Annotated in this window: 29 protein-coding genes; 8 read left to right on the forward strand and 21 right to left on the reverse strand. The window is 57.9% G+C overall.

Annotated elements, in window-relative coordinates; translation table 11 throughout:
- Positions 1 to 101: 101 nt before the first annotated feature.
- From ACP6EK_RS01825 to ACP6EK_RS01835, 3 genes are all read right to left on the reverse strand, one after another.
- Complete coding sequence (locus ACP6EK_RS01825) at positions 102 to 548, reverse strand: nucleotidyltransferase family protein (RefSeq protein WP_438317049.1); 447 nt, start codon at positions 546 to 548, stop codon at positions 102 to 104.
- Positions 549 to 1,003: 455 nt separating this feature from the next.
- Positions 1,004 to 1,339: a HEPN domain-containing protein gene (locus ACP6EK_RS01830; protein ID WP_438317052.1), complete on the reverse strand. Its 336-nt coding sequence runs from the start codon at positions 1,337 to 1,339 to the stop codon at positions 1,004 to 1,006.
- Between the two features lie 66 nt (positions 1,340 to 1,405).
- Entirely contained in the window at positions 1,406 to 1,555 is a 150-nt protein-coding gene (locus ACP6EK_RS01835) for a hypothetical protein (RefSeq protein ID WP_438317055.1), read from the reverse strand.
- Between the two features lie 638 nt (positions 1,556 to 2,193).
- Between ACP6EK_RS01835 and ACP6EK_RS01840 the strand changes: the two genes are divergently transcribed.
- Entirely contained in the window at positions 2,194 to 2,538 is a 345-nt protein-coding gene (locus ACP6EK_RS01840; RefSeq protein WP_438317058.1) for a nucleotidyltransferase domain-containing protein, read from the forward strand.
- Positions 2,522 to 2,974 carry a HEPN domain-containing protein gene (locus ACP6EK_RS01845; RefSeq protein WP_438317061.1) on the forward strand — a complete coding sequence of 151 codons (453 nt, stop codon included), beginning with the start codon at positions 2,522 to 2,524 and terminating at the stop codon, positions 2,972 to 2,974. Before ACP6EK_RS01840 ends, ACP6EK_RS01845 begins: the two co-directional genes overlap by 17 nt.
- A 180-nt stretch (positions 2,975 to 3,154) precedes the next feature.
- On the opposite strand, the gene ACP6EK_RS01850 is transcribed toward ACP6EK_RS01845, so the two are convergent.
- From ACP6EK_RS01850 to ACP6EK_RS01875, 6 genes are all read right to left on the reverse strand, one after another.
- Positions 3,155 to 3,667, reverse strand: a complete 513-nt coding sequence (locus tag ACP6EK_RS01850) for a DUF2284 domain-containing protein (protein ID WP_438317064.1) — start codon at positions 3,665 to 3,667, stop codon at positions 3,155 to 3,157.
- Complete coding sequence (locus tag ACP6EK_RS01855; protein WP_438317067.1) at positions 3,648 to 4,862, reverse strand: L-lactate MFS transporter; 1,215 nt, start codon at positions 4,860 to 4,862, stop codon at positions 3,648 to 3,650. Before ACP6EK_RS01855 ends, ACP6EK_RS01850 begins: the two co-directional genes overlap by 20 nt.
- Positions 4,859 to 6,028: an OFA family MFS transporter gene (locus ACP6EK_RS01860; RefSeq protein WP_438317070.1), complete on the reverse strand. Its 1,170-nt coding sequence runs from the start codon at positions 6,026 to 6,028 to the stop codon at positions 4,859 to 4,861. Before ACP6EK_RS01860 ends, ACP6EK_RS01855 begins: the two co-directional genes overlap by 4 nt.
- Positions 6,025 to 6,588 (reverse strand): indolepyruvate oxidoreductase subunit beta, encoded by a 564-nt coding sequence (locus tag ACP6EK_RS01865; RefSeq protein WP_438317073.1) that lies wholly within the window; start codon positions 6,586 to 6,588, stop codon positions 6,025 to 6,027. The genes ACP6EK_RS01860 and ACP6EK_RS01865 overlap by 4 nt, the downstream gene beginning before the upstream one ends.
- Positions 6,585 to 8,300 carry an indolepyruvate ferredoxin oxidoreductase subunit alpha gene (gene iorA / locus ACP6EK_RS01870; protein ID WP_438317076.1) on the reverse strand — a complete coding sequence of 572 codons (1,716 nt, stop codon included), beginning with the start codon at positions 8,298 to 8,300 and terminating at the stop codon, positions 6,585 to 6,587. Before iorA ends, ACP6EK_RS01865 begins: the two co-directional genes overlap by 4 nt.
- Before the next feature lie 211 nt (positions 8,301 to 8,511).
- A complete protein-coding gene (locus ACP6EK_RS01875; RefSeq protein WP_438317078.1) occupies positions 8,512 to 8,736 on the reverse strand; it encodes a hypothetical protein in 225 nt (74 codons plus the stop codon).
- Positions 8,737 to 9,618: 882 nt separating this feature from the next.
- On the opposite strand from ACP6EK_RS01875, the gene ACP6EK_RS01880 reads away from it, so the two are divergent.
- A complete protein-coding gene (locus ACP6EK_RS01880) occupies positions 9,619 to 10,167 on the forward strand; it encodes a LemA family protein (protein ID WP_438317081.1) in 549 nt (182 codons plus the stop codon).
- A 218-nt stretch (positions 10,168 to 10,385) separates the two neighbouring features.
- On the opposite strand, the gene ACP6EK_RS01885 is transcribed toward ACP6EK_RS01880, so the two are convergent.
- Entirely contained in the window at positions 10,386 to 10,949 is a 564-nt protein-coding gene (locus tag ACP6EK_RS01885) for a hypothetical protein (protein WP_438317084.1), read from the reverse strand.
- A gap of 62 nt (positions 10,950 to 11,011) precedes the next feature.
- Between ACP6EK_RS01885 and ACP6EK_RS01890 the strand changes: the two genes are divergently transcribed.
- The 4 genes from ACP6EK_RS01890 to amaP are packed head-to-tail and all read left to right on the forward strand — an operon-like array spanning position 11,012 to position 13,448.
- Positions 11,012 to 11,530: an N-acetyltransferase family protein gene (locus ACP6EK_RS01890; protein WP_438317087.1), complete on the forward strand. Its 519-nt coding sequence runs from the start codon at positions 11,012 to 11,014 to the stop codon at positions 11,528 to 11,530.
- Positions 11,488 to 12,345: a phosphate ABC transporter substrate-binding protein gene (locus tag ACP6EK_RS01895; protein ID WP_438317091.1), complete on the forward strand. Its 858-nt coding sequence runs from the start codon at positions 11,488 to 11,490 to the stop codon at positions 12,343 to 12,345. Before ACP6EK_RS01890 ends, ACP6EK_RS01895 begins: the two co-directional genes overlap by 43 nt.
- The gene (locus tag ACP6EK_RS01900) at positions 12,345 to 12,896 is read left to right on the forward strand and encodes a Rad52/Rad22 family DNA repair protein (protein WP_438317094.1); all 552 of its coding nucleotides are present in this window, start codon (positions 12,345 to 12,347) and stop codon (positions 12,894 to 12,896) included. Before ACP6EK_RS01895 ends, ACP6EK_RS01900 begins: the two co-directional genes overlap by 1 nt.
- Before the next feature lie 6 nt (positions 12,897 to 12,902).
- Positions 12,903 to 13,448, forward strand: a complete 546-nt coding sequence (gene amaP, locus ACP6EK_RS01905) for an alkaline shock response membrane anchor protein AmaP (protein ID WP_438317097.1) — start codon at positions 12,903 to 12,905, stop codon at positions 13,446 to 13,448.
- Here amaP and ACP6EK_RS01910 read toward each other — a convergent pair.
- The 9 genes from ACP6EK_RS01910 to ACP6EK_RS01950 form a co-directional block, all read right to left on the reverse strand.
- Positions 13,425 to 13,955, reverse strand: a complete 531-nt coding sequence (locus tag ACP6EK_RS01910; RefSeq protein WP_438317100.1) for a methyltransferase family protein — start codon at positions 13,953 to 13,955, stop codon at positions 13,425 to 13,427. The two genes, amaP and ACP6EK_RS01910, sit on opposite strands and share 24 nt — an antisense overlap.
- A gap of 47 nt (positions 13,956 to 14,002) precedes the next feature.
- Entirely contained in the window at positions 14,003 to 14,995 is a 993-nt protein-coding gene (locus tag ACP6EK_RS01915) for an AIR synthase family protein (RefSeq protein WP_438317103.1), read from the reverse strand.
- Positions 14,967 to 15,401 (reverse strand): bactofilin family protein, encoded by a 435-nt coding sequence (locus ACP6EK_RS01920; RefSeq protein WP_438317106.1) that lies wholly within the window; start codon positions 15,399 to 15,401, stop codon positions 14,967 to 14,969. Before ACP6EK_RS01920 ends, ACP6EK_RS01915 begins: the two co-directional genes overlap by 29 nt.
- Before the next feature lie 73 nt (positions 15,402 to 15,474).
- Positions 15,475 to 17,208, reverse strand: a complete 1,734-nt coding sequence (locus ACP6EK_RS01925; RefSeq protein ID WP_438317109.1) for an S-layer homology domain-containing protein — start codon at positions 17,206 to 17,208, stop codon at positions 15,475 to 15,477.
- A 265-nt stretch (positions 17,209 to 17,473) separates the two neighbouring features.
- The gene (locus tag ACP6EK_RS01930) at positions 17,474 to 18,502 is read right to left on the reverse strand and encodes a bis-aminopropyl spermidine synthase family protein (protein ID WP_438317112.1); all 1,029 of its coding nucleotides are present in this window, start codon (positions 18,500 to 18,502) and stop codon (positions 17,474 to 17,476) included.
- Positions 18,432 to 19,583 carry a clostripain-related cysteine peptidase gene (locus ACP6EK_RS01935; RefSeq protein WP_438317115.1) on the reverse strand — a complete coding sequence of 384 codons (1,152 nt, stop codon included), beginning with the start codon at positions 19,581 to 19,583 and terminating at the stop codon, positions 18,432 to 18,434. The genes ACP6EK_RS01930 and ACP6EK_RS01935 overlap by 71 nt, the downstream gene beginning before the upstream one ends.
- 130 nt (positions 19,584 to 19,713) lie before the next feature.
- On the reverse strand, positions 19,714 to 20,241 hold the full coding sequence (locus tag ACP6EK_RS01940) for a hypothetical protein (protein ID WP_438317118.1): 528 nt from the start codon (positions 20,239 to 20,241) through the stop codon (positions 19,714 to 19,716).
- Between the two features lie 2 nt (positions 20,242 to 20,243).
- The gene (locus tag ACP6EK_RS01945; protein ID WP_438317120.1) at positions 20,244 to 22,244 is read right to left on the reverse strand and encodes a hypothetical protein; all 2,001 of its coding nucleotides are present in this window, start codon (positions 22,242 to 22,244) and stop codon (positions 20,244 to 20,246) included.
- Entirely contained in the window at positions 22,241 to 22,909 is a 669-nt protein-coding gene (locus ACP6EK_RS01950; protein WP_438317123.1) for a hypothetical protein, read from the reverse strand. The genes ACP6EK_RS01945 and ACP6EK_RS01950 overlap by 4 nt, the downstream gene beginning before the upstream one ends.
- Positions 22,910 to 22,969: 60 nt before the next feature.
- Between ACP6EK_RS01950 and nth the strand changes: the two genes are divergently transcribed.
- The gene (gene nth / locus ACP6EK_RS01955) at positions 22,970 to 23,599 is read left to right on the forward strand and encodes an endonuclease III (RefSeq protein ID WP_438317126.1); all 630 of its coding nucleotides are present in this window, start codon (positions 22,970 to 22,972) and stop codon (positions 23,597 to 23,599) included.
- Here nth and ACP6EK_RS01960 read toward each other — a convergent pair.
- Together ACP6EK_RS01960 and ACP6EK_RS01965 are read right to left on the reverse strand one after the other, a co-directional pair.
- Entirely contained in the window at positions 23,562 to 25,082 is a 1,521-nt protein-coding gene (locus ACP6EK_RS01960) for a hypothetical protein (RefSeq protein WP_438317129.1), read from the reverse strand. The two genes, nth and ACP6EK_RS01960, sit on opposite strands and share 38 nt — an antisense overlap.
- Positions 25,079 to 26,281, reverse strand: coding sequence for a diguanylate cyclase domain-containing protein (locus tag ACP6EK_RS01965; protein ID WP_438317132.1), 1,203 nt, complete (start codon positions 26,279 to 26,281; stop codon positions 25,079 to 25,081). Before ACP6EK_RS01965 ends, ACP6EK_RS01960 begins: the two co-directional genes overlap by 4 nt.
- Positions 26,282 to 26,290: the final 9 nt, after the last annotated feature.

Below are 26,290 nucleotides of genomic sequence, written 5' to 3' on the forward strand. Positions count from 1 at the left end.
ACCTTGACATCGGTCAAATTCTGTTAGTTTTCGGAGCACCTCGCCGGAAATTCCCAACGTCTGCCGAAAACCCCATAACCCTTATGGGTAAGAATTGCCCCTCACACCATGAGAACATCCTGGAGAATCCTTTTTCCTATCCTCGGCTTCAGGGCGCTCTTCATCACCAGGTCGACTTCTACTCCCAGGGCTTCAGAGAGCCTGAGCTTCAGGTCCACGAATTCTATAAGTCCTATGGGCCTTTCAAACTCCACGAGGATATCAAGGTCGCTCTCTGGGGTTTCTTCTCTCCGCACGAAGGAACCGAAAACCCCAATGGCCCTCACACCGTATTCTTCCTGGAGGAGGGGTTTGAGGGTTCTGAGTTTTTCGGTTATCTCCTCAAGAGTGAGAGTGTGTCCTTTCATGGTCTGGTTCTTATTGTACCACCTGTTTTCTGCGGTGTCTCCTGTGGTCACCGTAGATTCAGCCGGGGCTTTCTGTGAATGCCGGAGTTTTGAGGGAGACACGAGACTATTCTTCACCCCAAGGGGATTCCCCACACTCACATGGTGTCCCTCCTTCACAGAAACGGCGCCAGCTTCAGGGAGTAGGCCCCTGTAGCCTCCATGACGAAGAGAACCTCCGCAGCATCCTGGGAGATGGGGAGTAACCCTCTTCAGGAAGGTCTCCTCTTCTCCTTTCCTCTCTCAGGCGCTCACCGTGCCCCATGCAGGATCTTCCATCTCCCAAGCCTTGGGAGAGGGGAAGGTGGGGGGACAGCAAGCTGAGCGGTCTTTTCCATAGACCAAGACAACGCACGTCCTTATTCCACCTTCTCTTTTTATGGTTTACTGCAAATTTAATATACGGTGACAGAGGAAAAGGGCAAAAATACGACCTCGCAGGGACGGGGGAAAAGGCGAAATGACGACCTTCCGGTGACATAATGGGAGTCACTGCAAATGAAGCGAAACAGTCTCAGAGGCTATTTCGGAAACAAAGAGACACAAAACACGGCGTTTCAGGGTCGGGCCTCTTCGGGCAAGCGAGCCAGCACCGCTTCGTAGACTTCTCGGGCCAAGGCCAGGTCCCCACGGGCTTCTCCAAGAGGGGGCTCCTCCACTTCCCCAGGGTACCGGAAGAGCCAGGCAAAGACCGTCAGCTGGGCGGCTCTCCAGCACAGGTCCTCCAGGGTCCTGTCGATGGCAAGACACTGCTGGCCAAGTACGGAAAGGTCGTGGGTTTTGCGGAAAGGGACGTCATGCCAGCTCAGGAAAGCCTTTAGAGCTTTTCCTCCAGCCTGCTGCGCGTGAAAAGGGCAAGTCCTGTGAGTGGGGGCTGAAGAGCAAGGAGGCACTCCGCAGCACGCAAATCTGCCAGGGCCTTGACCAGCCAGGATTTTGTCTCGGCAACTCGTTCCGGATTACCGGGCATAGAGCAACTTCCCCTCACGGAGCACTGTTGCCGGGAAAGAGGCCCGAAGATGAGCCTGACGGTGAAAAAGCTCCACGGGCCACACGAGGATATCCGCAGACACGCCTAAACCCCAAAGGAGCGCATGGGCTTTTACCATCTGCCATCATGCTTTGTAGCTTTGGCTTGAAGCAAAACGGGGAAACGGTGCCCCTCACACCTCAGGTCGTGAAGCGGCAAAGGATGGACCTTAGGATTGAGGCCACTTCCGACCCCTGTGAGGGACCGGGATTTCAAAGCAACCTCAGCTCTTGAGAAGGAGACTGCTTCGGAGACGAAACGACGACCTCGCAGTGACGTCTCTGGGGTGAAAACACTATCCCAGGCCACAAAATCACGCTTCAACTCCTCTGCATTTCGAAAATTTTTGGCTACTTCCCTGATTTTCAGGATAGCCACCAGGATATCGAACAGAAAGAGCTCCCAGAGCCTCTTAGACATGAATCAGCTCTTTCTCAATCCTTCTTCTGATAAACGGCCTTAACGAGTCGTAGAGCCCAATGTCGATGTCCCTTCCCAGCTTCCCACTCAGGTACCGTTTAGCCCTGGTAATAACCGGGCCATTTCCCCTTCCATTTTCAGCATCACGATGTCGCTTGCGTCAGCACCCTCACCTCAAGCACAGGAACCAAAAACGGCAAGCCCGGTTCTTCCGAGGAGTTCCCCGTCAAAAGTTTGGAAGGTTGACTCTGTGAGCCCGGGAAAGACTATAATAGGAGAGACCCTGGGGGTGGTTTCTTGGACCTCGCGCAGAAACGGGAGGAATACTGTAAGAAGCTCGAAACCTCGCTTGAAAAAACCGTCGAGGTTCTTGCCGCTTTCCCTGAAGTCAAGCGGGTTATCCTCTTTGGTTCCTACGCCCGGGGACGGAGAGACCTTTTGACGGATCTTGACATCCTGGTGGTTATGGAAACGCCTCTTGACTTTCCTGCCCGGAGTGCGCTGCTTTACGAAAAGCTCTTCCTCCCGGTGGACTGCGACATCCTCGTCTACACCCCGGAAGAGTTCGAGCGGCTGAAGGACCGACCCTTCTTTCGCAGGATCCTTGAGGAGGGGAAAGTACTCTATGAGAGGGACTCCTGAAGCAGAGGGACGGCGATGGCTTGAACAGGCTAAAGAAGACCTGAAATGGGCCGAAGACCTTGCCAAGCGGGGTGGGTACTACCTGGCCTGTTTCCTTGCCCAGCAGGTGGCCGAAAAAGCCATCAAGGCTTACCTATACGCCCGGGGAGAGGAAATTGTGCTCGGGCATTCCATAGGGCGGCTCTGTGAAACGGCGGGAAGCTTTGAACCGCTCTTCCTTGAAAAAGGCCGGCGATGGGTAATCCTCGATAGCCACTACATCCCCACCCGCTACCCTAACGGACTCGCCGAAAACATCCCCGCCCGGGTGTACACGAAAGAGGCTGCCGAGCAGGCAGTGGCCATGGCCAGAGAGGTGGTGGAGTTTGTGGAACACCTCCTGCAGGACCGGAAAAAGCGAGACTGCTTCGGAAGCGACACGACGACCTCGCAGTGACCCCTTTCTGTCCCCGCAAGCGGAGCAACCTGGAAAGAAACTGCTTTGCAGACGAAACGACAAGCTCACAGGGACAGAGGAAAGGGTGAGAAGAGACGTCGCAGCGACCGCCTGGGAACGAAAAGCAAGGCCTGCAATGACACTCCAGCCCCCGCAGCAGAGAACCGGCCCCAGGAGAGCCTATTCCACAAGCACCAGGCCGTAGTAGTTGGCCTGGCAGGATCTTGCGCGGACAACCTCAATCGGAAAGCCGAATTTCCGCACCGTGGCGTACACGTCGATGCCGCAGGCCTCCATGGAGGGGCGGGCGAGTTCCGGGTGGCGGCAGGGGTACTCCCGGGGGCATGGGTCGCAGAGCTCGCATGGTCCGGAGGGCATAGCAAAAGCCCTGTAGTATCCAGAGAGGAAAAGCTCCCGCTCAAGGTCAGCGCAGATTCTGCGGAGATTCTGCCAGCTTTCGGGCTGCCAGAGGAGAACCGCCCGGGTGTAGGAGTCGAGGATTCTCCGAGTTCTCTGGGGTTCAGGGCTATAGGGTGGGCAGGTGAGGCACATCCCATACCCGTCGCATCCGTACTGGCATTTCAGGCGGACCCATTCTCCGGTGACGACCTCACGAGGGTCAATGAGCTTGAAATCCCGAACTTTTCCCGAAAGAAACAACGCAAGGTACTCTTCAAGCGCTTCCCGGGACATCGTCTTTCCCTCGCTTCAGAAGGACAAGACTCAAGAGTACCCCAAGGAGACTTGCGCATCCTGACACAAGGAAGCTCACCGTGTGCCCCCCTGTGATATCCCGGCTCAGGCCCCCAAGGAGGGGACCGACGATGCCACCCACCCCCCAGGCGGTGAAGAGGATGCCGTAGTTCACCCCGAGGTTTTTGAGACCAAAGAAATCCGCACAGACCGCAGGGAAGATGGCGAGCATCCCCCCAAAGGTAAACCCCACGAGGCTTTTCCCCACAAGAAGGAGCGCGGGATGGGTGAGCTGCTCAAAAACAAAGAAGACGACGGTCTGAATCAAAAAGGCAAGGCTCAGCGCTCTCCCCCGTCCCAGGCGGTCTGAGATCGTCCCCCAGCTCATGCGGCCAAGGAAGTTCGCCACCGCATAGAGGGCGACGGGGACAAAGCCGTATTCGAGCCCGGCAATTTCTTCGGCGATACGCGGCATCTGCCCGATGACAAGAAGCCCGGCAAAAGTCCCAAGGAGGAAGAGCACCCAGAGGAGCACGAAAGCCCCGGTTCTCACCATGTCTTTCGGGGTGAAGTCCCGCGCAGCCTTCGGAGTCACGTGCTTTTTCCCAAAAGGCAACACCACAGGGGTCCAGGATGCCGGGGGATTGGCGATGAGAAAGGACAGGGTGAAAATCACTCCGGCGAAGAGGCAGCCGAAAACGAGGAAGGCGTGGGAAAGCCCGTAACGTGCGATGACGGCGTGGGCAAGAGGCGCAATGTACACCGGGGCAATGCCGTAGCCGCTGACCACGATTCCCGAGATGAATCCCCGATGCTGCGAATGGAACCACTTGATGGCTGCCGGTGTTGGTGCAGCGTACCCAAAGCCCATGGCAAGGCCGAAGAAGACGCCGAAAAAGAGCGCAAGGCCAGGCACCGTAAGGGTAGTGGCAGCCCCAAGGAACCCCACTCCTGCAAGGAGCGCCGAAAGCCACAGGGCCATGCGGGGCCCCTTTGTATCCTGGAGCCGTCCGGCAGGGACCATGGCAAGGGCAAAGATAAGGGAGGCGAGCATGTAGGGAATCTGCGTCTGTGTTGCGCTCCAGCCGAAATCCTTGGCAAGCGTTGCAGCGATAACGCCCCAGGCGTAGAGAAACCCCAGGGTGAGGTTGACGCCGAGTCCGGCGAAAACAACCGCCCAGGCGCGTTGCATCATGCGCACCCCTCCTTCTTGGCAAAGCGCTCAAGAAGGAACACTACGCCAATTCCTCCCCCCGCAAGAAGGGCATTGAGGGGGAAGGCGGCAAGGTAACTCCCCGCAAGATCCCGCAGTATCCCCGAGACAAAGGTCCCCACGATGGCCCCTGCACCGTATGCGGTGAACACCATCCCGTAGTTCTGGGCGTATGTTGCCCTCCCGAAAAGAGCGTACGTCGTTGCTGGTGCCATGGCAAGCCATGCACCGAGGTTCATCCAGAGGACCGCAAAGGCGAAAGCATAGGTCACCGCATGGGGAGAGGCGAAGAAAAGCAGTGATGCAACGATGATGGAGAGATACGAGAGGAGCGCCCCCGTTTTGAACCCTTTCCGGTCCACAAGGTACCCGAAAAGGGGGCGTCCCGCACCGTTGAAGACGGCAAAGAGGGAGACGTTCAGCGCGGCTTTCTCATACGAAAGTCCCACGACCTCCTGTGCTACCGGCCCTGTGATGCCGATTGCCGAAAGGCCCACAAAGGTCCCAAGGAAAAAGCACACCCACAGGGCCCAGAACTTCCCCTGCCGGATGAGGTTGGTGCGGGGTGGAGGAGCGTTCTGGGTGGATGTTTCCCGGCTTCCAGCAAAGCGGAGGAGCAGAGCAATCGGAATGGTCACAAAGAGAAACGCAACCCCGAGAGACCGCAGGGCAGAAAGAGGCCCAGCGGCTTCCACAAGCCGCCGGGCTATGGGGGCAGTGACAAGGGGAGAAAGGCCAAAGCCGATGACGGTAGCCCCCAAGGCGACACCGGGGGTTTCGGGAAACCAGCTCACCGAGACCGCTAAGGGCACTCCGTAGGCAATGCCCACCCCGATGCCACAGAGAACACCGTAAAAGGCTAAAAGCCCAAGGTACGAGCGAGAGCATCCGGCGCCAATCCAGCCAAGACTCGTCATTGTGCTTCCAAGAAGGGCAACAAACCTCGGGGAGTACTTCCTGAGGAGCTTCCCCCCAACGGGCATGAAAAGCGCGTAGAAGAAGAGCGCAAGCATGTACGGAAGGCCGCTCAGGGTCGCCCCACCCCCAAAGGTTGCTTCAAAGGGCTTTCGGAAAACACTGTAAGAGTACACAGTCCCAAGACAAAGAAGCAAAAGCATACCCAGGACGATGTACCCGATGCGCCTCATCCCCGCCCCCTCCGGAACGCTTCGAGGTTGAGGTCAAGCGCCTTCCCCCGAAAGGCCTTTTGCAGAGCCTTTTCCCAGGAGCGCTCCGTGCCCACCGGGAACACCCGGCTCAACACCCCAAGGAGGACGGAGTTCGTCACCCGGATGTCCCCAAGCTCGAGGGCGATGTCCGTTGCGGGGACGGCAAGGACCGTGAACCCTGCGCTTCCAAGGGTTTCGGGGACGCCCTTTGGGTACCGGGATGGGTCAAACCCTGGAGGGCACATGGTGAGGTGGTTCAGGATGACGATGCCACCCCGCCTGAGGTACGGGAGGTACCGCAAGGCCTCGAGCTCCTCAAAGGCGACCATGAAGTCCGCTTCGCCTCGGAAAAGAAGGGGTGAGAACGCCTCTTCCCCATACCGCAGGTGGGTCACCACGCTCCCTCCCCGCTGGGCCATGCCGTGGACTTCCGACTGGCGCACGGAGAGCCCTTCCTGAACGACGAGATGGGCGATGACTTCACTGGCCTTGAGAATGCCCATGCCTCCAACGCCGCAAAGGACCATGCTCCCTTTCATACGTCCTCCTCCTCAATCGCCGCAAAGGGACAGAGTTCTCGACACAGTCCACAGGCATTGCAGCGCTCGGGGACGATGACCACCGTTTTTTCGTTCTTCGCCAGGGCAGGGCATCCGGCGCTCAGGCAGATGAAGCATCCCCGACAGCGGTCTTCCCGAACACGGAAACGGCGCACGGCGCCCCTGGGTTTTTTGAGCTGGCACGGACCCTGGATGAGGAAAAACGCTGGCTCAGAGAGCTTCCGCGCCTTTTCAAGGGCTTCCCGGATTTTCTTGGGTTCGTAGGCACTGATGGTCTCCACAAAGGGAACACCCACTGCCCGGGCAAGTTGCGCAAGGTCCAGGCGGTGCGTTTCTTCCCCCATGAGGGTTCTCCCCGTTGCCGGATGGTCCTGTCCCCCGGTCATCGCCGTTGTACCGTTGTCAAGGACAAGGACCACGATAGGGGTTTTATTGTACACGACGTCGATGAGGGGTGGGATGCCGGCGTGGACGAAGGTGGAATCGCCAAGCGCGGCGACCACAAAGAGCTCGGGATGGGCGAGCTTTATCCCTTCAGCGATGGAAATGGAAGCCCCCATGCAGAGGCAGGTGTCCATGGCAGAAAGCGGTGGGAGCGTCGAGAGGGTGTAACACCCGATATCCCCGCACACCACGGCTTTCATGTCACGCAGGACTTTGAAGACCCCCCGGTGAGGACAGCCGGCGCAGAGCGTTGGTGGACGGAGGATGAGGAGGTGGCTCAGGTCGACAAAATCGCGCTTTTTCTCAGGGAAAAGGCACCCGATGAGGACATCGGGAGTAATCTCCCCAATCCCGGGGAAGACCTCCCGGCCTTTCACCGGTATCCCCATGGCCCTGATTTCCCGCTCCCAGACAGGGTCAAGCTCCTCAAGGACGAAGAGTTCCGTAACCTCGGAGGCGAATTCCCGGATTTTCCTCCTGGGGAGGGGGAAGCTCACCCCAAGCTTCAGGACCGAGACCTCGGGGGCAACCTCCCGGAGGTACTCGTAGAGCACACCCCCAGTGATGACGCCCATTCTCCGGTCCCGGAGTTCTACCCGGTTGAGGGGCGTCTCCTCCACCCATTGCTCCAGGGCCTTCAGGCGCTCCTCAAGAACTCTTCGTCGTTCCCGGGCAAAAGCGGGAATCATGACGAATTTCTCCGCCCGCTTGTCGTACCTCCTTGTGGGGATGCTCTCCCGCTCTCCCTCTTCAACCACGCCGCGGGTGTGGGACACCCGAGTAGTGGAGCGGACGAGCACCGGGGTGTCGAATTCTTCGGAGATGGCGAAGGCAAGACGCACAAATTCCCGGGCTTCGGCAGGATTTGCCGGCTCAAGGCAGGGAACTTTGGCGAAGAAGGCGTAGTTTCTCGTGTCCTGCTCGTTCTGGGAAGAGTGCATTCCCGGATCATCAGCGACAATGGCCACAAAGCCGGCGTTCACCCCGGTGTAGGCCAGGGTCATCAGGGCATCGCTTGCCACGTTGAGGCCCACGTGCTTCATGGTGGCGAGGGCTCTCTTCCCCCCTATGGCTGCTCCGGCGGCCACCTCAAAGGCCACTTTCTCGTTGGGGCACCAGCGGGAGTGGACTTCACGGTAGTGGCTCAGAAACTCGAGAATCTCCGTGCTTGGGGTTCCGGGGTACCCTGCGGCAACCTCAACACCACCCTCATAGGCTCCCCGGGCGAAGGCTTCGTTGCCTAACATGACCCTCCGGGGGAGAGATTGCTTCTCCAAGGGGCCGTCACTCCTTGTGGTGTTTTCTTAGGATTGTACGGGGAAAGGCGCAAGAAGTCAAATCCGGAGAACCCTCGCCGGGTAAGAAGCGTCAACCGAAAGTTCAGCCTTTGTGAAGTATCCCCGGAGTGTGGGCTACCCTGAGGACTCTGCGACTCCTTGCAATGTTCTGTGTTCAAAGTCAAGTCCCCTGGAGGGCAAAGCCCCTTTTCCGTTCTGAGTAATGGGGGTCATAGGGAAGCCCACTCCTCAGGATGGCGGAGATCTGCCGGAGGAGTTTGTTGGCCGAAGCTCTCAGGGCCACCTTCTTGGGTTTTCCCCGGGCAAGTAGGCGTTCATGGAGTATCTTGTCCTGCTCATCGAACCGGGAGGCACTGAGGGCGGAAAGGAAAAGGAGCGCCCGCAAAAAGGGATTCCCCTTTCTCCATCTAGGCCCGTTCCTTCCCCTTCCCGAATTATCTGGGGGTAAGACCCAGGAAGCTTGCGAGTTCCTTGCTCTCTGGTCCTCCCTTTCTGGGAGTCCTCGATGGCTTTGAGGACCTGTCGCAGGTGGTGGGCTTTCGCATCCCGGGGATGGAAGGGGAGGGGGAAGCGAAGAAGCCGAACTGGGCAGGCGCATCTCCGCACACTTCCTCACCCCAAAGGGACTCCCTACACCCACATGGTGTCCCTCCTTCACAGAAACGGCGCCAGCTTCAGGGAGTAGGCCCCTGTAGCCTCTATGACGAAGAGAACCTCCGCAGCATCCTGGGAGATGGGGAGTAACCCTCTTCAGGAAGGTCTCCTCTTCTCCTTTCCTCTCTCAGGCGCTCACCGTGCCCCATGCAGGATCTTCCATCTCCCAAGCCTTGGGAGAGGGGAAGGCGGGGGACAGCAAGCTGAGCGGTCTTTTCCATAGACCAAGACAGTTAAGCGTCCTTATTCCACCTTCTCTTCTTCCTTCTTCATAACACATCGAATACATGGTTTACCAGGAATCAATATACGGTGACAAAAAAGAGTGCAGTGGCAAAAAGAACGCAGTGCGGAAAAGGGCTCGGGGGAACCAAAGGAAGGTGTCACCGTGAGGTTACGGTATCACTTCTGAAGCAGTCCCTCACTTCATGGAGAAAGCAATCTCTGCCGAGAACTCCCGCAAAGGAAAAAACGAAGCACCCCACACAGGGACAGAAAGTCACCCGAAGCCCAAAGGACGGGAACTTTTCCCCGAAAGGACTTGTGCGATACTCCAGGACCTGGTATGGTAAGCGAGGAGAAACCCCTTCGGGGAATCAGGGAGGGCTTCTGTATGGTTTGGGCCGTTGTTTTCGGTATCATCGTCATCGTCCTGGTGTACCTCGTCGCCCTCTACAACCGCCTCATCACCTTCCGCAACCGTGTGGACAACGCCTGGGCCCAGGTTGAGGTGCAGCTCAAGCGACGGTACGACCTCATCCCGAATCTCGTCGAAACCGTGAAGGGATACGCCGCCCATGAGCGGGAGGTTTTCGAGGCCGTTGCCCGGGCCCGTCAGGCGGCCATCACCGCCCAGGGACCACAGGAAAAGGGGAGAGCCGAGAACACCCTCACCCAGGCCCTGCGGCAGCTCTTCGCCGTGGCCGAGGCTTACCCGGTACTCCGGGCCAGCGAGAACTTCCAAGGCCTCCAGGGGGAACTTGCCGAAACGGAAAACAAAATCGCCTACGCCCGCCAGTTCTACAACGAAACCGTGTACCGGTACAACACCACCATCGAGAAGTTCCCTGCGCTCCTTTTTGCCCGCGCCTTCGGCTTCACAAAGCGGGAGTACTTTGAGGCCGGGGAGGAAGCACAGCAAGGGGTGAGGGTGGAGTTCTGACCATTCCTGTTCTGCGTTCTCGGAAAATCCGGCTTACCCAGCCTCTTCCTGTGGAATTGTGACTCTTCACCCCAACAGGGACCTGCCCTCTCCCGGTACCTCACAGGCACCCCTTCCGTCTCCATGCTTTGCAAAAGTCACGGCCCCCAACTCTCTCCGGGTGACAGAAGGACAATGGGCGAAAAGACCGACAGCGTCCCTCTTCGGCCAAAAGAACCTTAGATTCTTTTAAAAGGAAGCCGGAAGCTCGTCTCTTTATCGGAGAGCCGGTCCTTTACCTTTATTTCAAGAACGTACTCCCCGGGGTCAATGGTAAAGTCGAAGGAGAGCGACATGAAGAATTCAAACATGGGGCTCTGGACGAGGTACCGGAAGTTTTCCCAGGGGTCCTCGCCTCCGAGGTAATTGCCGTCCTTATCGTACACCGCATAGCTCACGGTGAGGAAAACGTGGTAGATATTGCCTTCTTTGAGTATGGTGTAGTTTTTGGGCTCGGCGTAGACATACATGGTCTCGCCGGCAACGAAAGTACTGGAAATGCGCCTGTGGTACACGCCAAAGCTTTCAGGCTCCTTCTCTACGAAACAGTACACCGGGCAGGCCATAGGGGCCCTGTTCCAGAGGGCAAGCCGCACGTCCTCAAGAATCCTCTGGGCCTCGTCAATTTTCCCCGCCTCGATGAGCGAAGCAGCCTCTTCAAGGAGTTTCGCTTCGTCCTGGGCAAAGGCCAAGGCCACAAAAAAGAGGCTGAGGGCGAACACAACAAAAAAGATTCGCTTCATCGCTTCTTCCCCCCTTCGCTTTTCTTTCATTATACCACCAGCTCTGCTACAATATGAACGCCATGAAGGAGAAAACTCTGGTTATCCGGCGGGCCCAACAGGAGGATCTCCCTGCCATAACGGAGATTTACAATGAGGCGGTGCTCACCACCATTTCCACGTTCCATCTCTACCCTCGGTCTCTCGAGGAACAGGTCCGATGGTTTGAAAGCCACAACGAACGGTACCCGCTCCTTGTCGCCGAAGAAGGGGGGCTTGTGGTTGCCTGGGCATGCCTGAGCCCATACTCTGACCGGGAAGGTTACCAGTACACGGTGACCGACTCCATATACGTGCGCCGGGAGTTCCGCCGGCAGCACATCGGGTACGAGCTTCTGAGCTACCTTGTTGAAGAAGCCAGGCGCCTCTCCTACCACTCCGTCGTGGCCATCATCGCCAGCGAAAACATCCCGAGCATCCGGCTCCACGAGAAACTCGGCTTTGTGCTCCGGGGCGTTTTGAAAGAGGCGGGGTTCAAGTTCGGCAGGTGGATAGACGTATGCTTTTACCAAAAAATGCTCTCTGTATCGGAATCATCCTGAGCCTCTGCGTGTTTTCTTCTGCCTGGACTGGGGAGCGCATCGTCATCCAGGGTTCCACCACCGTCTTGCCTCTTGTCCAGATTCTGGCGGAAAAGTACATGGAAAAGCACCCTGAGGTGGACATCAGCGTAAGCGGTGGCGGCTCAGGTGTGGGCATCACAGCCCTCCTTGATGGCATAACGGACATCGCCATGTCTTCTCGAGAGGCCAAGGAAAAGGAGGTCGCGGAAGCCCGCGCCCGGGGCAAGGACCTCATTCCGGTGGTCATCGCCTACGACGCCATCGCCGTTATCGTCCACCCGGAGAACCCCATCGATACGCTCTCCCTTGAGAGCTTACGGCGAATCTACACCGGAGGTATCAAAAGCTGGAAGGAGCTTGGGGGGCCTCCGGTGCCTGTTGTCCCCATTTCCCGGGAGTTCGCCTCGGGCACCTTTGAGGTCTTCAACAGGGTCGTCCTCCGGGGAGAAGAACTCACTCCCTCGGCGCTGATGCTTCCCTCGAATCTCGCCATTCTCCAGGAAGTTTCCTCCTCCCCAGGGTGCATCGGGTATGTGGGCCTTGGGTATGTCCGGGAGAAGGTGAAGGTCGTGGCCCTTGAGGGTGTCCTCCCCACGAAAGAGTGCGTTCGCCTGGGGCAATACCCCCTTGCCCGTCCTCTGTACCTCTACCTTGCCCGGCCCCCCGAGGGGATCATCGGGGATTTCATTGCCTTTGCGCTGAGTGAGGAAGGGCAGTACATCGTGGCTGAAGAAGGTTTCATCCCCGTGAGAGCGGAAGAAAACGGGGACTTTCTGGTTGTAGGAAGTTGGTGATGCCCATGAAAAACCGGGAAATTCTCGAAAAGAAGTTCTCTCGCAAAGAGGTGAAGAGCCGGCCGGGACCGGGTGGAAGAACCATCCTCTACGTAGAGACGGCCTCGGTCATTCGCCGCCTCAACGAGGCCTTTGACGGAGACTGGTCCTTCGAAGTCAAGGAGAAGCACATTGACCTGGAGAATGGATACGTGTGGGTTCTGGGGAGGCTGAGCTGTGGGGGCGTGGTGAAGGAGCAGTTCGGCTCCAAGGCCATCGCCTACAACCCCGATGGGTCCTTCGTGGACCTTGGGGATGACCTGAAGGCTGCGGCCTCCGACGCCTTAAAAAAGTGCGCCACTCTCCTTGGTGTGGGGCTGTACCTCTACGAGGGTGAGGAGGAACAGGAGGTCGAAGCCTTTCGTCCTGCCACCGAACGACAGAAGCACTTCATCCGGGACCTTCTCAAGAGCCAGGGGAAACCGGTGGACGAGGCCCTCCTCGCTCGCCTTTCGGCAGAAGAAGCCTCAAGGCTCATTGACAAACTCCGCGAGGAGACTACGAGGAAATAAAGGGGGATGACCATGCACCTTTGGGGGAAGATTGTTCTGGGAGTCGTGGGCATTCTGCTTTTGCTCTTTGCCGTGGGCGTGGGGGTATTCTTCTTCGCCGTCGTGCCCCTCCTTGCCCTCCAGGAGTGGATGGTGAACTTCTACGCCCTTCTCCACCTGAACTTCCTCACAAAAGCCCTGAGTGTTGTGGGGATTGTGCTCCTTGTGGCAGGAGCTGTGGCGCTTCTGCGCCTGCTCATTCCCCGGGGCGGGAGATTCCTCACCTATCGGACCGAAGAGGGAGAAATTCGGGTTTCTTTCGACTCCCTGGAGGCCCTCGCCCGGGAGGCCCTCCGGGGTTTCCAGGAAATCGTCTCCGCGACCCCCCGAGTGGAAAAGGTGGGGAAAGAAGCCTGTATGGTTTTGCATCTTGTGGTGCGGACCGATGCCTCTATTCCTGAGCTTTCAAACCTCGTGCAGACCAAGGTCCGGGAACGGATTGAGCGCCAGACTGGGATCGTCCTCAAGAACGTGCGGCTTCTTGTGGACCTAAAGGCCCAGGAGACGGTCTAACACCCGGAGGACGCCAAAACCCCGCAGGTAAAAGAGGAACACGGTAAGGCCAAGAGTTACGAGGGTTGTGGACTCCTTCTTCCACAGGACTTCGAAAGCAAAGGTTCCCTTCCGTTTCGGATAGGGCAAGAGACGGGGAACAAAACGAGGGACCGAAGCGGCGTACTCCCGGTACGCTGCACCGAACTTCTCCTCAAGGAACGCTTCTTCAGCCTTAATAATGGACCCGTAAAGGAACGCGAAACTTCCAAGGAATAGCGGCAAAGCCCAAAGAACTCCAGAAAGGAGCACCACTCCACATCCGATGATACCGTTGGCAAGGTAGAGAGGGTTTCGCAGGTACGCATAGGGGCCAGAAGTGACGAGTTCCCCAACCTCTTCCATAGGACCACGGTAGGTCTTGATGTACCCTGAAGCCCAGAGGCGCAGGAATTCCCCCCCGAGGATGCAGAACACACCAGGCCAAAAAAGCGACGCTTGAGGGCGGGCGAAGAGGAAGACTACCACCCCTATCACCCCCCAGATAGTCCCCCGGTGGGGGAAAAGCGCCTTCCCTATGTTTCCCTTTCGAGGATGCGCCAGAGCTCGTCCTGAGGACACTCGAGGATCTCCTCTTGTTCACCGTTTCGGCGAAGGAGCACACGGCTATTTCCGGTTACCTGTCCGATGACTCCCGCAGGAATACCCGCCTCGCGCAGTGCAGCAAGGAGGGGTTGAGGTTCCGGGGTGAAAATGAGTAACGTCCCGCTTGAGATGAGGCGAAGGGGGTCAAGACCGAAATGGCGGGCAAGCCGCTCGGTTTCGGGAAACACGAAAACCCTCGATTCGTCGATGACGAACCCAAGATCCCGCGCAGCGCAGACTTCCCAGACGGCCCCCAGAACCCCACCTTCAGTGGCATCGTGCAGACAGTGAGGAGAAAAGGCCAGGGCAATCCGTCCTTCAGGGAGGACACTGACCTCCTTGAGGAAATCCTGAGCCTTTCTGAGCTCCTCTTCCGAGAATACCCCACGGAGTTCTTCCGCCCTTTCCAGGGCGAGAATTCCCGTTCCCTCGATCCCTGCTCCTTTGGTCATCACGATGAAGTCCCCTGGAGAAACCCTGGTCACATCAGGAGGGCTGGAGGAGGTGATTTCCCCAACCCCGGTGCAGTGGATGACCGGGCGCAAAACGGCATCGGTGACTTCAGTGTGTCCTCCAAGAATGGCAAAACCAAGGGAAGAAGCGGTGGCATCGAGTTCTCTCATAGTGTCCTCAATTGCTGAGGCGTCGGTTGCCGGAGGAAAGAGGAGGCTCACAAGGAGCGCCACCGGTTCTGCCCCGGAGGCAATGAGGTCATTGGCCACAAGGTGCGGGGCCAGAGCTCCTGCGTGTTGTGCCGTCCCCGTCACCGGATCGCAGGTAAGGGAGAGCAAAAGCCCTGAGAAATGAAGCACCCCACAATCCCGGCCAAGATGAGCCCCAAAGAGGACCTCTTCGCGTTTTCTGCCCTGGAAGGGGAACACAAGCCTCTTAAGCTCATGAGGTGAGAGCTTCCCAAGTTGCATGGGTTTTACTGTGTCCTCCCACACAGATTCTCCCCCGCATCCGTGCTCCGTCTTCGATGTACAGGGTCTCCGTATGGATTTCTCCCTCTACATGTCCTGAGGGCGCAAGGTAGAGCATGTCACTCCGGAACACTCCCCGACAATACCCCTCGATGTAGAGGCAGCGGGATGCAACCTCCACCGTGGCTTTAGAAGTTGCTGCAAAGACCACCACAGGGCAGCGGATGCTCCCCTTGACTTCTCCCTCAACCCGGACGAGCGATGCGCTCTCCACTTCTCCGTCGAAAAAGACTCCCTGCGGGAAGAAGACGTCCACAGGGTACCGGGCGAAGACGGGGTCGAACTTCCGCCAGAGCTTCCCCAAAAGGGTGTTCTTCCACTGAACCAGGGTTGCAAGAACGGACATCCTGGGGGCATTATACCGGAAAGAGGGGCATAAAAAAAGCCCCCCGGAAACCCGGGGGGCGCAGAACCAGTGCTCAGAAGCTGACCGTAAGCTCTGCAGTGACGGTACCGGCTGCGTCGGTGATGTTCCCCTGACCGAAGTCGTCGCCTGCATCAAAGGTGTTGAGTTCGTAGCTCAAAGTGAGGGTGGTGTTTGCCGCCATGTCCCAATCAAGCTGAGCCAGGACGCTGTAGGGTGGAACGCCGGAGGGTGTGACGCTATCGTAACGGGCTTCAAGAGTTGCCGTGGTGCCTTTGTCCAGCCACTGGTACTTGAACTGGCCGACAGCGGTAATGCCCTGAGTGGCCATGTTGTACTCGGCACCGACCGAGAGGTAGGCAGCGTTCTCTTCGCTGTCGAGGTCAAGCGGGTAGTTGAGGTACGCACCGTAGAGGGTGATGCCGCTCGTGAGGAGGTCGTAGGTGACCTTCACGACGCCTTTCTCCTCAGTGCCTTCGTAGGTGATCTCAGGAACATCCTTTGCTGCATCCTCGGGGATATAGGTGACCTTGCCGCTGACCTGGTTCTTGGTCCGAGCACCGCTTGAGATTGCCTGGGCATAGTCGTACTCAAGGTCAAGCGTCCACTTCTCAGCGCTGTCCTCTGCAGAGAGGTCGAAGGTTGCAGCGACGCCAAAGCCCAACTCGTCGGCGTTGAAAGCACTCGGAGATGCCGAAGAGGTGGCCGGAGTGAATCCAGCGGTGATGTAGTGTCCGTCAAGGGTCAAGGTAATATCCTCGCTCGCTTTGATGTTAACCTCGCCGGCAACGCCGTAGTTTCCGGAGAGGACCCCATAGGCACCTTCGAGCTTCAGGGTGACGTCCGATTCGTCGAAATCGGTCCAGCCACTGGCGCTGACGATGAGGTCAGAGTTTGCGTTGTAGAGTGAAGCGCCTTCGGGCATCCAGGTGACGCCAAGGGCAACCTTCTCCCACTCAAGGCGCAGCGAGTAGAACTCGTTGACATCGCCGTACATCTTCCAGGTGATGTCGCTATCCTCCGGAGCGTAGACGACGTAGATACCCTCGTAGCTTAAGTCGTCGTCGTCATCGTCTGGCTGGTACTCACCAAGGACAAGGCCAAGGTCCACTTTGGGCTGATCAATGTCGCCAACCCGGATGTACCACTCGTCCTTCTTGTAGTCGATGAAGAAGTTATCGGCCGAGACAGAAGGTGTGTTGAGCGTGTCGGTGATCTTGAGCTCAACGCCGGCGGTGGTGTAATCGTTGATGGTGGCGACAATGTTGAGGGTGGTTTCATCGCTCAGTTTGGCATCAGTCTTCCCAGAAGCGGTGGGCGCATAGGCGGTGTAGGTAACGTCAAACTCTCCGGTGACTTTCACGGGCTCGGCGTACTTCTCCAGTGCTGCAACCCGGTCCTCAAGGGCCTTGATGGCGGCACTCTGCTCACCCAGAGCCTTCTTGAGGTCGTCAACGGTGACGCCAAGCTGCTTGAGTTCATCGGCGAACTCCTGGACGAGCTTCTCTAAGGTGGCGATGTCTTCCTGGGTTGCGTAGCCAGCTTCCCCAATCTTCTGCTCGAGGTATCCTACGGCACGGGCAATGGCCATGGCGAACTCGTACCGGGTGAGTGCACGGTTGCCACCGAAGGTCCCGTCAGGGTACCCAACGATGATGCCCTTGGCCGCCAGGCTCTGGACAGCATCATAGGCCCAGTGGTTCAGGGGCACATCCACGAAAGGATTTGCTGCCAGGGCAGGAAGCGCCAGGGCAAGCACCAGAGCAACGGCTAAAATGAGCTTCTTCATACACAAACCTCCTTGGTCGTTCTGGTTTTTTCAGCCTTCCGTCCTCCCAAGGAGGGGTCAGAGAGTTTCCCTGTTTCCTCCCCTTCCTCCTTCCGGACTTCCGGCCGCCACCGCATATCCCTCCTCCCGGGCCACCAAGTTTTTCCGTTTCACCTCCTTTCTCTCCACCCAGGAGTTCGGGACAGGATAGCCACCTATCCTTCACCTATAATATACGCCAAAAACGTCTATTTGGCTACACCCCTTCCAGGATTTTCCCAAAATTTCACATGAATTTCGGGGTAGCCATGGTCTCTTCATCAAGGTAAAAGTCGGTATCAAAGACCACCTCGCCCACGACGAGGGGCCGTGGTTCTTCCACCGCCTCGCAGCGAATGAAACTCGAGCGGAACCAGTCCGCATCGGCAGGAAGAGGGAACGCCACATCCATGAGCCGGCGCATCATGGTCCGGTCGTAGAACTCTTCGTCAAAGTGGTTGTCCGAGTCAGGATAGGCGCTGAAGCGGCGCAGGATATCGGTCACCACAAACCCCATCTCAAGGAGCATCCGCTCCACGTTGTACCACTTGTGCCAGGAAGACTCGATGGTGGTGAGACCGAAGTAGAGTGCTCCGCCCCGCTCAAGTGCCTGGGCTCCCCGGGAGAGGGTGATTTTGAGGCCCTTCTCGCTCTCCACAGGGTCGGTGATGAAAACGGAAAAGGCGTGGTCTTTCAAGGGGTATGGGGAAGCAGCGTTGTACTCCAGGGCGGTGATGCCAAGACCGTGTTCTTTCGATCTTCTTGTGATGAACTCTACAATGCGCCGGTCGACCTCAAGGACGGTGATGGACCGGGGAAGGCCGGTGCTCGCCAGAGCCAGGCTCAAAAGGTCGTCGTCCCCAAGAATCAGAATATCCTGTCCCTCAAGGTCCCCCCGTTCATAGAGGAACGCCACCCGGGAAAACACGTCGCTTTCTGTCATGAACCCCTGGTCGTAGTCGAGGTTAGGAAGGGGACGACCCTCAACGAGCCTGTGGTAGAACGCAAAGGCTTCGGAGAAAACCGAGAACGTGTAGCCTCCCTGACAGTGGGGGCAACGAACGTCTTTTCGGGGGAGAAGGGAAGCAGCCCTTTCTTCCCCCAGAGGGGTTAGGAAGAATTTCCCATCGCTGTACGTGACGACTCCCGCCTCAAGAAGCGCTTTCAGGCGCTCCACGAATCCCTTAATGTGCTCATCCTGTTCGTCAAGGAGCTTCCAGAAGCTCTTTGGACCCTCTTTGAGCGATCGAAGAATCTGAACCTCGTAGCGATGCATACTCCCACCTCCTCTCCGTCCTGTACCGCCATGGTATGAGATACCGTACAAGTTCATCCCAGGATGTGGCGGAAGCGAACGCCAAGCTTTCGTACTTCCGCACGTACTCGGTATAGGGGAAATACACGCTCAGCCCGGATGTTTCTATTATACCACTTCCCACGCTCACGCTCTGGACGTACAGCACGCACCTTCTGAGCTCCTCAAGGACAACCTGCGCCCTCTCCCGCACCCCGGGATTGATCCCGGGATAGGCAAGAAGAAGTCCCATGAAATCCCCAAGGTCCACAAAGTCCGGGTCGCCAAAATAGAGCGCCGAGTCCCCCAAAGCGACGTACACCCAGGGAGGAGTGCGGAAGTCGTTGAGGATGGCAAGCGCCAGGGCGTCAATAGCCGAGGCGAGCTCCGAAACCCTTGAAAGGTCCACCGCCGAGAGGGTGTACCTTCCCGGAATACCGCTTCGTCCGTAGTATGCGGCATAGCTCTCTACGACGATTCGGGCAAGGGTCGTCGCATCCATGGAGGGATTCCGAGTGAGTTCCCGAAGCACTGTCTCATAGTCCCATCCTTCCCCAGGGACGTTTTCTTGGGAAGACACAAGAACCCGGGCGTTGTGCCGCACCTCATAGGCTACCTCCACCATCTGCATGAGGCAGGCATCCATCCCAAGAAGGTCGAAGAACACCCCCGAGCGGGCCAGAGCAGATCGGAGCTCCGGCAGAGCGATGGCCCTCTGAGTCGTGAAATCAAAGGCAATGTCCTTTGTGGCGGCCTTCACTCCTGAACCGTGGTTCCAGAGAACCAGGGCGTAGTGCGCTGCGGGGTAAGTGCTTCGGGCAAAGCGGATGAAGTCAAGGAGGGTTTCACTGCTTCCTGAATCCACCCTTCCAAGACTCCCAAGGGGCAAAGAGGCAATGGCGCCAGGGGTTGCGTCTTCTGTGACAAGGTACCGCCAGGCCCCCGAGGGAGTATCGACCTGGACCACAATGGCCACGTCGTCGCTTGATCCCACAAGCTCCATGGAATCGATATCCTTCCAGGCTTCTCCCGTAAGGTCGTTGTCGGCAGCCATGTAGACCATAAACGTCCACCGTCTTCCGCTTTCCGGAAAAGAACCTCCCGAAGGAAGGTGGCACCCAGGAAAAAAAAGGAGCAACACAAGCGCTACCCCCAAAAGCAACACACACCCGTACCGCACAGTTCTCCCCCTTTCAGAAGCTCACTTCAACACTCACCCGGAGGAGGTCCCCCGAGGGGTCTTTCGCATCACCTTCCTCATCACCCCGCTCAACAAACCGCTGGTACCTAAGGCGAACGGTGAAGAATGTCCGTAAGGCGTCAACGACATTCCCCCCGCTATCCTCAACGGCCACCATCACCTCGAGTTGCCCGGGATTTCCGAGATCCTCGAGATTCACCGTGGCCTCGGCGGTTTCACCAGAGAAACCCCCCGTGGGGATATAGGTCCTTGTCCCATCAGGGCGCACAAGCCAGAGGGTGCCTTCTCGCCACTCAAGAACGTACACCCCGGTCCATTCTCTGGGATCGTCCGAGGGACCGGTAAGGGCGTTCCCGTCGGTATCAATAGCTACCCGGTACACGAGGTTCGGGTCGAGATGCTCCTTACAGGTAATCCGAAAAGTGACGGTCTTTCCCGCCTCACCCCACTGGGGTTGTTCCCCAAAGGCGCACCCTGCGCACAGAAGCCCCAAAAGCATTAGAGACACCATCCGGTGCATCCTCACTCACCCCCAATCCTCACCGTCTGCTCCGGAAAGGCCTTGATACCGTACTCTACCCAGAAGGTATCCTGGGAGCGGTCGTAGAAGAGGCTGATTTCCCGGCAGTGGAGGTCCCGGGTGAGCCGGACCCGGAGGGCCTCAAGCTCTCCGCTTCCCGGGTTCCATCCCCCGCTCAGGCCGATATGCCATTCCCGGGAGAGGGGCCAGGAGAGCTCCACCACCACTCCCGTGAAGGTTCCCTCGTTGAAATCGTAGCTTCCCCGAACCTCAAAGCTTTTGGCCGCGCTTTCTTCATAGCTCACCTTAAGGACCCCTTCCGAGAATACCCCGCTCAGGGTATCGTACCCTGACTCAAACCGGACACTCCAGGGACCTCTGTCGTACACCACTCCAAGCCCCAGAAACTCCGTTTTCGGAGTGGTGTAGTCAAAACGAAAGGGCGTCGCTCCGGCATACCCCGCCCGGTTGTAGGAGAGGGAGAGGCTGAGGACGTCGGAAAGCCGCTTCTCCAGGGCAAGTGACCCCGAGAACACGTAACGGGCAAACCCGTTCCCGTAGAAATTCTGCTCAAAACGAAATTTCGAGGCAAGTGCTACATCTTCTGCGAGAGTGCTTTTCCCCTCAAGGTCGAGGAAAAGCTGCAGGCGCTCGTCCACCACCCCAGTGTCCTCCTCGGCGTAGTGCCCAAGAAGGACCCCTGCCTGCCAGGTGAAGTCCGATTTCCCCAGACGCTCTTTTTTGCGGACCACCTCAAGTTCCGGGATTTTCCGCACAAAGCGCACGAAATCCCCCGTATAGGCATCGCCTTCAGGATCGTCATGGCCTGTGTAGCGAAGGGTGTAGGTGTACGCTCCGAGGGTTCTCTGCAGGGCCACCTCGTACTGGAGGTCTCTATCGGTGTACGCTCCAAAGCGGGTATCCTCTCGGAAAACGAGCTGAGTCTTCGCCACCATCCCCCCAAGGTCATAAGACGTCACCCAGGTGGCTGAAAGGGCGCTGCTTTCCTGAGGAGAGCTTCCGGTGTAGTTTGCGGTGAGTTTACTCTGGAGCTTCTTCTCCGTATAGGTGAGAAGCGCCTGAGCCGAAAGGGTTGCGTCATTCTCCCCCACCGTCTGGGCGTACGAGAAGTTCGAAGAGAGGTCCAGGGTCTTGCCGAACTTCCGGGAGTACTCGCCCTTTGCCGTGACCTTCGGGGGGGCGCCTTTTCGGTCCAGGTACTCGACGCTGATTTTCCCCTTCTCGTTCTCCTTCTCATGGTCAATGTAGTGCGTGATGCTCAGCTTCCACCCGATTTTCTCCCAGAAGCTCAGCTCCACCGTGCCAAAGGAGGTGTCATTCGGAAAGTAGTTGTGGTAGTAGGTCAGGTAGTACCCGGTTGCGCGGGAATACCCCACCATGGGGAGGAGGGGGAGCTGTTCTTTCTGGTTGAGGAAGAAGGCGTAGGACGGGAGAGAAAAGAGCCTTCGGCCGAAGTCAAAATAGGAGAGACGGTAGAGGACTACCTTTTTGTTCGGGTAAATCACGATGCGCCTGGCCTCGATGAAGTAGTGAGGTTCGGGAAGATCGCAGCTTGTGAGCCTCGCCCCCTCAATGGTCATGGTACCATCCTTTTCTTCGACCACCTCTCCCCGGAAGAAGAGCTTGCCCTCAATGCCCTTTCCGGTGATTTCCGAAGAGACCTTTTTCGAGCGCCACCAGTTCTCCTTCCAGCTGTAGACCACCTCTTCGGCGGTGAACCCCTCGTCCTTTCGCGTCACCCGAACATTCCCCCGGGCTTCAAGCCGCTCGTCTCTCAAAAACACCCGGATTTCGGAGGCCGTGAGGGTGATGTCCTCGTAGGTGAGCTTTCCCGAAATGACCAGGACCTCTTCGTCCCTTAGAAAGTACACGAGGCGCTCACCCTCAAGCTCTATGGCCTTTTCGCTTGAAGAGGCAAAGCGGCACAGCGCAAGAATCCCCAGGACGGTAACGGCAACGCCAAGCCACCTGGTGAGGCTCATTCCTTCTCCCTGATAACGAACTTTGCCCGGGTGATGCCCGAAGCCTCGAGCTTCTCAGTATCCAGAAAGTACACCGCCTGAGCCACCTGGATTTCCCGCTCTTTCTCGGCAATGACGACATTCCCCTCAAGGACCATCCGTTCTTCCTCGCCCCTCGCTTCGTCCCTGGGGAAGTAGTGTGCCCGGTCCGCCCGAAGGAGCACCTCCTTCCAGGCAATCTCCACCCCTCCTTCGCTCCAGGCCTCCTCATTCTTCCCGTTGTAGGAGAGGGTTTCGGCTTTCCAGAGAATCACCGAGGTCTCCCCCTCGCTTTCCCGTTCTTTCCGAAGCTCCACACCCCCCTGGAAGGTGTAGAACTCACGGTCGAAGTCCCCCTCCATGGTGAGGGCGCGGATTTCCGTCTTCCCCCGGGTGACCCGTACCCCTCCCCGGAACGCCCCCCGGTTCTCCCTGAGGCTAAAAGAAAGCTCCCCACACTCGATGCGGTTCTCCCCCTGGATGACGACCACGTTCCCTGAGGCGTTGAACACCTCGTTCTTCGAGTCGTAGGTGATTTTTTCGGCGTTTTCCAGGATGACCTCTTTTGTTTCAGGCGATTCCTCCTCGCCGAAGGCCCACACCGAAGCAAGAAAGAGCACCAGAAGACAAAGCAGGACTTTTTTCATGCCTATCCCTTCCTCGCCGCCAGAGCTTCCTCTATTATATCAGAGGAAGGAGGGAGCACAATGGAGGAGAGGATTGAGGCAATCCTTCACCGCTTAGAGGAACGGTTTCCCGACGCACGCCTACTCCTTGAGTTCCGTAACCCCTTTGAACTCCTCATCGCCACAATCCTTGCTGCCCAGGCAAGGGACGAGAAGGTCAACGAGGTGACCCGGAAACTCTTTTCTGCTTTTCCCACACCCCAAGACCTTGCCGAAGCGCCTGAGGAAGAGGTGGCAAAGTTCGTGCAACCGCTCAACTATGCGCGGAAAAAAGCCGCCTTCATCAAGAAGGTGAGCCAGGAGCTCGTCGCGCGCTTCGGTGGGGAGGTTCCTGCGTCTTTGGAGGAACTCGTGCAGCTTCCGGGAGTGGGGCAGAAAACGGCAAATGTTGTCCTCGCCAATGCCTTCGGCATCCCCGCCATTCCCGTGGACACCCACGTGGGGAGAGTCGCGCAGCGCATCGGCCTCACCAGGGCCCAGAACCCCGACCGCATTGAAGAGGACCTCAGAACGCTTATCCCCCAGAATCAGTGGATCCGGGCGTCACACCTTCTGGGGTTTCTGGGACGATTCATCTGCCAGGCCAAAAGACCAAGCTGCCACGCCTGCCCCATCACTGACCTTTGCGCGTATCCGGAGAAAACCCTCTGATCTGCCCAACCCAGAACTTCGCCTGGAGCACCACCGGTCCCTTCACCGAGCTCTGGAAGGAGGAGGCGTCCTCGTCCTCTTTTTCTGTCTCCTCGACGAACTTCCCTTCAAAGTCCACATCAAGGAAACACCCCTCAAATACCCCTTCCCCCCACAGCCTCACCCGACCCCGGTAGTACACCGTGGACTCCACCTCAAGGGAGTTCAGGCGGCGGCAGGAAAGGAGCAGCACCCCATCCTCAGGGTAACGGTTGGCGAAAAGACGGAACTCCTGGTCCCTGAAAAAGCCGATGACCTCCACAAAAGGGAAACCAAACCCCACCTCCACGAAGTGGTCCTTGAGGGAAACCTCAGGAGTCTCCCCCCGCCACAGCCGTAGAAGCTCCTCCCATTCCTCGTCCCGGACCTTCACACCCCGTCCCACCGGACCCCAGAAGAAGGAACGGTCCTCCGAGAAGTACATGGCGAGCGTCAGGTGCTTGAAGCCCTCCTGCATGAAACATTTGGGGAAAATCCGCTTCCGGGTGAGATCGAACTCCATTTCGATTGCAAAACCCCGCTCCTGGGCCCCCCGCAGGGTCAGGACGATGATCCCATCACGGTCAGAGTGGAAGTGGATGATTCTCCTTCCCCGTGTCTCCCGCCGCAGGACCGTCACCGGCCCCTCCTGGTACCCAAAAAGCGTCGCGTCCCGGATCTGCGGGGTGAAGGGAGCCCGGACGGCATAGGTAGGGGTACGACCAAGAAGGTGGGCTTTGTTTTTGGCCTCAAGGAAAAAGAGGTACCCTTCAAACTCCTCAACAGGCATGACAAAGCGCCCCGTTTTCCCTTCAAGAGGACCCTCCTTCTGGAAGACCGGAAGGCGAAAAGGGCGAAGGTACAGCGTGGTTTCCACCTCTTCCTGAGCCTCCCAGAGAACCACGAGGTAATGTCCATCCTCGCCAAAGAAGTGCTCGACCTTTGTGAAAAGACGCAGAGGATCCAGGGACAGGACCGCGTGCTTTTTCGCCACCTCTTTAAGGGGCGGGAAGTGCACAAGGCTTTTCCCCTTTCGCCAGTGCTTGAGGAGATCCTCCCTCCAGGCCTTGAGCACCTCTTCGCTCAGATGTTCTTCAGCTCCAGGCACAGCAAGAGCCCGCCTCTTGCCTATCGCAAGGAGCGTGCTTGCATCGCCGACCACACCCACATCGTGGTGCTTCTCCTCACCCACCTCGACAAAGGCCAACGCCACGAGGTCATGCTCAACGTAAACTTCAAGGAAATACCGCTCTCCAGAGGGAACCCGGGCGACAAACACCCCATCGTCGTTGGTGACAGCCTGGGTGACCGGTACCCCGCTTTCGGCAAGAACCACAAGGACCCTTGCCCCCGAAAGTGGGATACTCGGGGCCTCCTCTTCGCTTGATGCGGTGTACTCCCAGAACCCCGCTTCGTTGAACGGCGTGTCCGCAGGAAGGTTCACCACGCCCTGAAGAAAGGTCACGAAACGCCACTCCTCTGTTTTTTCATCTCGTACATCTTCCGGTCAATCTCCTGGAAGAGCTCCGAAACGTTCTTCTGGCCGTCCCAGAGACACACCCCGTAGGAAATCCGGACCGGAAAAGGCTCACCCATCACCTGGGCTCCCCGGAGATTGCGGCTCACTCGCTCCATGATTTTGTGGACGTCTACCTCCTTTACCTTGGGGAGAACGAGGACGAATTCGTCCCCACCGTAGCGAGCCACCACATCGCTTGAACGCAGACTCTCCTGGAGGAGTCGTGCCACCATCCGCAGGACCTCGTCCCCGAAGACGTGCCCGTACCGGTCGTTGATGGCCTTGAAGGCGTCAATGTCAAGCATCACCAGGGCCAGGGGGTAACCCTCCCGGCGAGCACGCTCGAGTTCCTTGCGGAGGTACTCCTCAAGAAACCGGCGATTGTACACCTCGGTGAGCTGGTCGTAGAGGGCAAAACGCAGAAGCACCGATTCGTACCGCTTTCGCTCGCCGATATCCCTAAGCACCAGCCAGAAAACCCGTCCACCCTCAAAGGCGAAAAGCAGGGCCTCAAAGTGTGCAAGGTGAGTTCCAGGACGAGAAAGGGTGAGCTCAATTCTCGCTGGTCCTCGACCCCCCTGGGCTTCTTCCTTAAGGAGCCACCAGGTCTCCTCGCCGATGTACTCGGCAATGGCTCTCCCCACAAGGTCTTCCTTTCTCCGCCCCAGGATCCGCTCTCCCCGGGCATTGACCTCAAGAATGCGCCCCTGCTCATCGAGGAAAAAGAGGAGGTCGGGATTGCCGTCAAAGAGCCAGAGCCAGCGCTTCCTCGCATGGTCCAGACGCTCAAAAAGCTCCAGGAGACGCACAACCAGGGAGAGGACCGGAAGAGGGAAAGTCCGCCTCCCGTTTTCCTCCCAGAAGACGAAAAGCTCTGCCTCCCGGGCGATAACAAACCGCCGGAAGCGGAGCGAATTGACCGTTCCACGCCGAAGGGTGCAGGATCCTACAAGGTTCTCCACGCCCTGGGGAAAACCGGCACCCCGCACGAAGCGCCGCTCTCCCCTGACGTAGAGAAGACCCGACGCTCCAAGGACCTTCAGGGCGAAATCGAAAATCCTGAAGAGACCCTCCTCACCCTCTGGAAGCGGGAAAAGTCGGGTAAGTTCCCGAAGAATCCCGGATTGCGACTTCTTGCCGCCCACCGTTCTCCC

This window comes from Candidatus Caldatribacterium sp. SIUC1 (genome assembly GCF_051549785.1).
In the GTDB taxonomy this organism is placed as follows: domain Bacteria; phylum Atribacterota; class Atribacteria; order Atribacterales; family Caldatribacteriaceae; genus Caldatribacterium.

Excerpts from the sequence above, each read along its gene's own strand:
- ACP6EK_RS01915 (WP_438317103.1), bottom strand. The coding sequence starts at position 14,995 with ATGCAACTTGGGAAGCTCTCACCTCATGAGCTTAAGAGGCTTGTGTTC.
- nth (WP_438317126.1), top strand. The coding sequence starts at position 22,970 with ATGGAGGAGAGGATTGAGGCAATCCTTCACCGCTTAGAGGAACGGTTT.
- ACP6EK_RS01950 (WP_438317123.1), bottom strand. The coding sequence starts at position 22,909 with ATGAAAAAAGTCCTGCTTTGTCTTCTGGTGCTCTTTCTTGCTTCGGTG.
- amaP (WP_438317097.1), top strand. The coding sequence starts at position 12,903 with ATGACCATGCACCTTTGGGGGAAGATTGTTCTGGGAGTCGTGGGCATT.
- ACP6EK_RS01880 (WP_438317081.1), top strand. The coding sequence starts at position 9,619 with ATGGTTTGGGCCGTTGTTTTCGGTATCATCGTCATCGTCCTGGTGTAC.
- ACP6EK_RS01890 (WP_438317087.1), top strand. The coding sequence starts at position 11,012 with ATGAAGGAGAAAACTCTGGTTATCCGGCGGGCCCAACAGGAGGATCTC.
- ACP6EK_RS01850 (WP_438317064.1), bottom strand. The coding sequence starts at position 3,667 with ATGTCCCGGGAAGCGCTTGAAGAGTACCTTGCGTTGTTTCTTTCGGGA.
- ACP6EK_RS01930 (WP_438317112.1), bottom strand. The coding sequence starts at position 18,502 with ATGCATCGCTACGAGGTTCAGATTCTTCGATCGCTCAAAGAGGGTCCA.
- iorA (WP_438317076.1), bottom strand. The coding sequence starts at position 8,300 with ATGTTAGGCAACGAAGCCTTCGCCCGGGGAGCCTATGAGGGTGGTGTT.
- ACP6EK_RS01945 (WP_438317120.1), bottom strand. The coding sequence starts at position 22,244 with ATGAGCCTCACCAGGTGGCTTGGCGTTGCCGTTACCGTCCTGGGGATT.
- ACP6EK_RS01940 (WP_438317118.1), bottom strand. The coding sequence starts at position 20,241 with ATGCACCGGATGGTGTCTCTAATGCTTTTGGGGCTTCTGTGCGCAGGG.
- ACP6EK_RS01895 (WP_438317091.1), top strand. The coding sequence starts at position 11,488 with ATGCTTTTACCAAAAAATGCTCTCTGTATCGGAATCATCCTGAGCCTC.
- ACP6EK_RS01855 (WP_438317067.1), bottom strand. The coding sequence starts at position 4,862 with ATGATGCAACGCGCCTGGGCGGTTGTTTTCGCCGGACTCGGCGTCAAC.
- ACP6EK_RS01845 (WP_438317061.1), top strand. The coding sequence starts at position 2,522 with ATGAGAGGGACTCCTGAAGCAGAGGGACGGCGATGGCTTGAACAGGCT.
- ACP6EK_RS01920 (WP_438317106.1), bottom strand. The coding sequence starts at position 15,401 with ATGTCCGTTCTTGCAACCCTGGTTCAGTGGAAGAACACCCTTTTGGGG.
- ACP6EK_RS01835 (WP_438317055.1), bottom strand. The coding sequence starts at position 1,555 with ATGGTAAAAGCCCATGCGCTCCTTTGGGGTTTAGGCGTGTCTGCGGAT.
- ACP6EK_RS01865 (WP_438317073.1), bottom strand. The coding sequence starts at position 6,588 with ATGAAAGGGAGCATGGTCCTTTGCGGCGTTGGAGGCATGGGCATTCTC.
- ACP6EK_RS01860 (WP_438317070.1), bottom strand. The coding sequence starts at position 6,028 with ATGAGGCGCATCGGGTACATCGTCCTGGGTATGCTTTTGCTTCTTTGT.
- ACP6EK_RS01900 (WP_438317094.1), top strand. The coding sequence starts at position 12,345 with ATGCCCATGAAAAACCGGGAAATTCTCGAAAAGAAGTTCTCTCGCAAA.
- ACP6EK_RS01925 (WP_438317109.1), bottom strand. The coding sequence starts at position 17,208 with ATGAAGAAGCTCATTTTAGCCGTTGCTCTGGTGCTTGCCCTGGCGCTT.
- ACP6EK_RS01885 (WP_438317084.1), bottom strand. The coding sequence starts at position 10,949 with ATGAAGCGAATCTTTTTTGTTGTGTTCGCCCTCAGCCTCTTTTTTGTG.
- ACP6EK_RS01935 (WP_438317115.1), bottom strand. The coding sequence starts at position 19,583 with ATGGTCTACATGGCTGCCGACAACGACCTTACGGGAGAAGCCTGGAAG.